At 37.0% G+C, this 4,592-nt stretch carries 3 protein-coding genes; all 3 read right to left on the bottom strand.

The window, feature by feature from the left end; genetic code table 11:
• A partial coding sequence (locus ACTS4L_RS11105) for a hypothetical protein (RefSeq protein WP_440652051.1) occupies positions 1–687 on the bottom strand: 687 nt, incomplete at its 3' end.
• A 369-nt stretch (positions 688–1,056) separates the two neighbouring features.
• On the bottom strand, positions 1,057–2,232 hold the full coding sequence (locus tag ACTS4L_RS11110; RefSeq protein ID WP_440615710.1) for a serine hydrolase domain-containing protein: 1,176 nt from the start codon (positions 2,230–2,232) through the stop codon (positions 1,057–1,059).
• A 124-nt stretch (positions 2,233–2,356) separates the two neighbouring features.
• Positions 2,357–4,592: WD40/YVTN/BNR-like repeat-containing protein (locus ACTS4L_RS11115; protein WP_440652052.1), on the bottom strand; the 2,236-nt coding region annotated here is incomplete at its 5' end.

Consider the following 4,592-nt stretch of genomic DNA (forward strand, 5'->3'; position numbering starts at 1 on the left):
AATATCAATTGCTTGATTATTTGCTGTGTTTGCAGCCTTAACATCAAATGTACAATTCTCTGAAGGCTTAAGAATCGCGCCTGCGCAGGTATCATTGATAATGGATGCACCACTAGCAGCAATGCGCGTACCACTTTGATAGACTGCAACACTTAGACCTGAAACACCCTTATCAGCACCTGCTAAGTCAGGAACATCTTGAGCACTATTATTGGTTAATACATAGTGCTTCACATCACCACTGCCTAGTACCGAAGAATCGCTGCTTAATACCAATTTAACCACCGCAGGAGGCTCTGCGATAACATCCACTGGGATATTTAATTGATTAATCGAATCACTTGAGCGTATTGTTAACACCGCTTTACTGCCAACAACAGCACTGTTGCTTGCTGTTAAAACAATTACCGCTGAAGCCCCCGGCGCTAATTGACTGGGAATATTTGATGCAGTCTTATCAATGCTCACACCATCATCTGCTTGCAGCTCAACAGCAAAGTCACTTGCCTGTTTATTGCCTTCATTAGTGACCGTAATTTGCAGACTATGCGATGTCTCAATATTGCCATGCGTTTGACTTGGCACTAAGGTAGCTGTCGTAGTCACTGCACTTTTCTTATTGCCATCATCCGAGTTACAGCCAAATAGCAACATACTAGAAACAATCAGCGGTATTAATTTTGTCATTTTCATGCTTACACTTCTCCACTTTTAATTTAGTCAACTTATCAGTCGGCGCACTCCCCATGCTTAGAATTAAGTTTAGATCAAAAAAACGTCGCAAGTATGTAAATATATGTATTAATTATAAAATATCGATTATTGTTTTCCCTGAAGGTTAAATGATAGGCTTAAAGTGAAAAGTGTTACCCGTTTTAAAATCTCCATCCATCGTTGCCCACTCAGTATTATCATCCCAAAGAGATCATTTTTGAATATCTGACCAAATCGTCCAAATTTGTTCAGCAGTAACATCTCTATAGGTCTTACTATAACTCTTTATGTATGCCATTTTTCACCTTTATAATTAATAAACTCAGGATAAACTGTAAAACTTTATCTCACTTGGTTCAAAAACGAACCTTTATGACAACCCACCTTATACGTTTTGCTACCGTGAGCCAAAGCAGCTATAATTTTTGACAACATGAAATTATGAAATCCTAATATTGGCGACTTATTTGCAGAATATGCAAAATAGACATTATAACAAGGAACATAAGCCATCATTGAGGTATAACCTGGTGCAAGACCCGGCACATAATAGATTAAACCATAAACTGTTATACTTTTAAATATGCCAACGCTGTAGTTTTCAGACAAACTAGCATGGTATATATGAAAGCTTTCTCCAGCATTAGCAAAGCTAAAAAACCTTGAAATAGGCAACCCTTTTAAAGAATGATTGGTAAACAATGCATGCATCCACTTCACCATGTCAGTAGGTGTCGATAAGATAGCACCAGCAGTACGAGACCAGGAACCATTTAATTTAGTTTCATCGTATTGATTCTGAAAATAACCATGCACCATTTGACTATAAATATCATGGCTATAGGGTCTTGGGTAATAATAAGTGTATTTCAAACCGACTTGTTGAATTAATTGTGTCATCAGTTTTTGAACAGGAGCATGATAAATTTTTTCTAAAATCATACCAAGCAAGATGTAATTGGTATTTGAATAGTGCCATTTCTGATCTGATGGAAAACGTTCCTGAGCATCGTAAGCAAGTTTTGCTAACTCTTTAAAAGTCCATACTTTGTCTTTGTTAGCCATAAGGTTTTTCCACCAATTATGAACTAAAACATAATCAGCAACACCACTTGTCTGATTGATCAGTTCTTTAACTGTAATATGCTTCCACTTCGGATACTCGGGTAGAAGTTGATTCAATTTATCACTTAATTTAAGTTTTCCTTCAGCAATAGCCTTTGTTATTAATACGGCTGTATAAGTTTTAGTGATACTACCAACTTTAAACACCGTGCTTTTATTGATCGGTAGTTTATTTAAAATTGATTTTGTTCCTACTAAAAAATTTTCAGGTTTTTGTTTTCCTGGCAGCAAAATCGACAAAGATATGGCATTAATTTCAAATTTTACTTTCGCACCATCAAGGATGCTTTGAAATTTCTGCTTGGTAGTATTCTCAGCAAAAAGAACGTTTATTATACAAAAAAACACACCTAGAATGCGTTTGGTCTTTTTTAGTATGAGCCTAAAGTCCATAAATCGATCCTCTATTTTACTCAGGAATTAAATAGCTGGTCAAATCATCCAAATTTGTCAGAGATGACATACTGTCAGTTTTGTTAAAACTCTTCAGATACATCATTCTTCACCTTTATACCAATTAGTTACTTACTAAAATTTCACCTACAGCATGAGACCCAAAAGAACAAGTAATGAAAATATTGCCATTGTTTGATGCAGCTATAGAGTTGCAGCTATCATATTCAAAATAGCGCTGCCAGGTTATACCGTTATCATATGATATCGCAGCTCCATACGTTGGGCTTGATGCAGACATTGCATCCAGACCTATGTATATAGCACTTCGATTCGTATATATTGCTGTTATTGAGTAACCATCAAGCTCAGTTACTCCACTTGTCATATTACTCCAATGTGCTCCACCATCACTAGTGACATACAAACCATTTTCTCTGGTTCCAACATAAAGCTCATTATTTTTTAAATAAACCGATTCAATAGCTTTTCCAGTCAAAAATTGCTTATCATAAGAACCATCCTCATTAAATACTAACAATGCTCCTGTAAATCCGCCACCTTGCTGAGTCCATGTATAGAATTTATCATCGACTACATATATTTCTGCGTATCCATCCATAACACCATTATAGGTTCTTGTCCAAGTAACACCGTGATCTAAAGATATATAAACGCCCTCATTACCATAATCATCTGTAACCGCATATAGATACTTACCATCATCGCTTCCAGCAATAGCGGCAATCCAGCCATGTAATTTACTATCATTTACTCTCTGCCAAGCGCTGCCACTATCATTAGAAATATAAATTCCGACTGGGGAAGCAATATACATATATGTCCCATTTACATACATATCATTTATTTGCATATTAAAAGGCAAAGGTGACCCCTGTCCGTGAGGAGCAATATATGTTGTCCAATTAGCACCATTATCATCAGAAATTGCCCACCCAGATGTTTGACCAAAAGATGTTAAACCATATAGTTTATGATTAGCTGAAAAAAACTTCCTCATTGCCCACGAATCTAGGGGATTATACTGGCGCTCAAATGTTGCTCCTTTGTCATGAGATATCCACATGCCACCTTGATTCCCATCTCCCACATATATATTACTTTCATCACAGGATAACGCACTGACATTCATCGTCTCAATTGCTGAAACTCTTTGCCATGATCCTCCTTCATCTGCCGAAAACTCAAGCCCTCCATGCCATGTCGTATCACTGGGATCATAGATTGGCGCATAAATTTTATTATCGAGAAAACAAAGACCACTAGCATAAGAATATCCCGCATTAAATTCTTTTCCTATCGCTTTATTATCCCATGTTTTTCCACCATCCGATGTAATGGATAAACCATTGTCGGTTCCCACATAAATTTTGCCATTGTGCTTACTGATTGATTCAACTGCATTGTCTGCTAGACCATTTGCTGCTTTTTTTATGACTTGCCATGTAGCACCGTTATCATTAGAGATGGACAGTCCCCCGTCCCGATAATCACCGGCATATATCGTGCCATTGTCAATATAAATTGAGCCTATTTTATTGCCGCCCACCCCTTTTGACTGATCGATATTAGTCCAAGTTAATCCACCATCGTTTGAAATAGAGAGGCCTCCATCAGTTCCTAAAATAATTTCCTTACCATTGACATAAACTGAATTGACATAATCATTGATAATACCATCTGTTGTTTTAATATTATGCCACGTAACACCACCATCTTTAGATATAGCAAGTCCAGCACCATTTGTTCCTACATATATAGTCCCCGCATCAACATAGGTGCTATTTATCATGCTTACACCTAGTTTATCTTCACCATAAGTACGCCAGGATTTACCACCACTGCTTGATATAGATAACCCATCTCTCGTTGCAGCATAGACTATACCATCTTTTAGATAAAATGACTGCTGTGAGTTACTCGCTATATATGTATTATTAGCTAAAGCCAAATCTATAAATTTAGGAAAAATATCTACACCAAGCATAACACCAGCGCTATTATTGCCATTATTTTTGGTATCGCCATATGCTAAAGAATATAATTTTTCCTCATGTTTGGTTAGATTTGGCGCTGTATAATGGTAACTATTATTGCAATAACTTTGTCCCAAAAGTGTCGCACCACAGTCGTTATCAGCTGCTGTTACTAAACTGCCATCATTCGGCAAAATGCTCGTTGCTAGATTGTTCAAACTCAAAGAACTGTTATTCCTCGCCTTTAATGGAATCTCTATCGATTCACCACCACTAATGAGCAAGTGATAACTATCCGACATCTGCAGCTGACTGGATGACGATGATCCAAGCATCAATTGATTGACTTGATCAGCATTATTC

The sequence above is a fragment of the Cysteiniphilum sp. 19S12-1 genome (genome assembly GCF_052030685.1).
Taxonomy (GTDB): domain Bacteria; phylum Pseudomonadota; class Gammaproteobacteria; order Francisellales; family Francisellaceae; genus Caedibacter.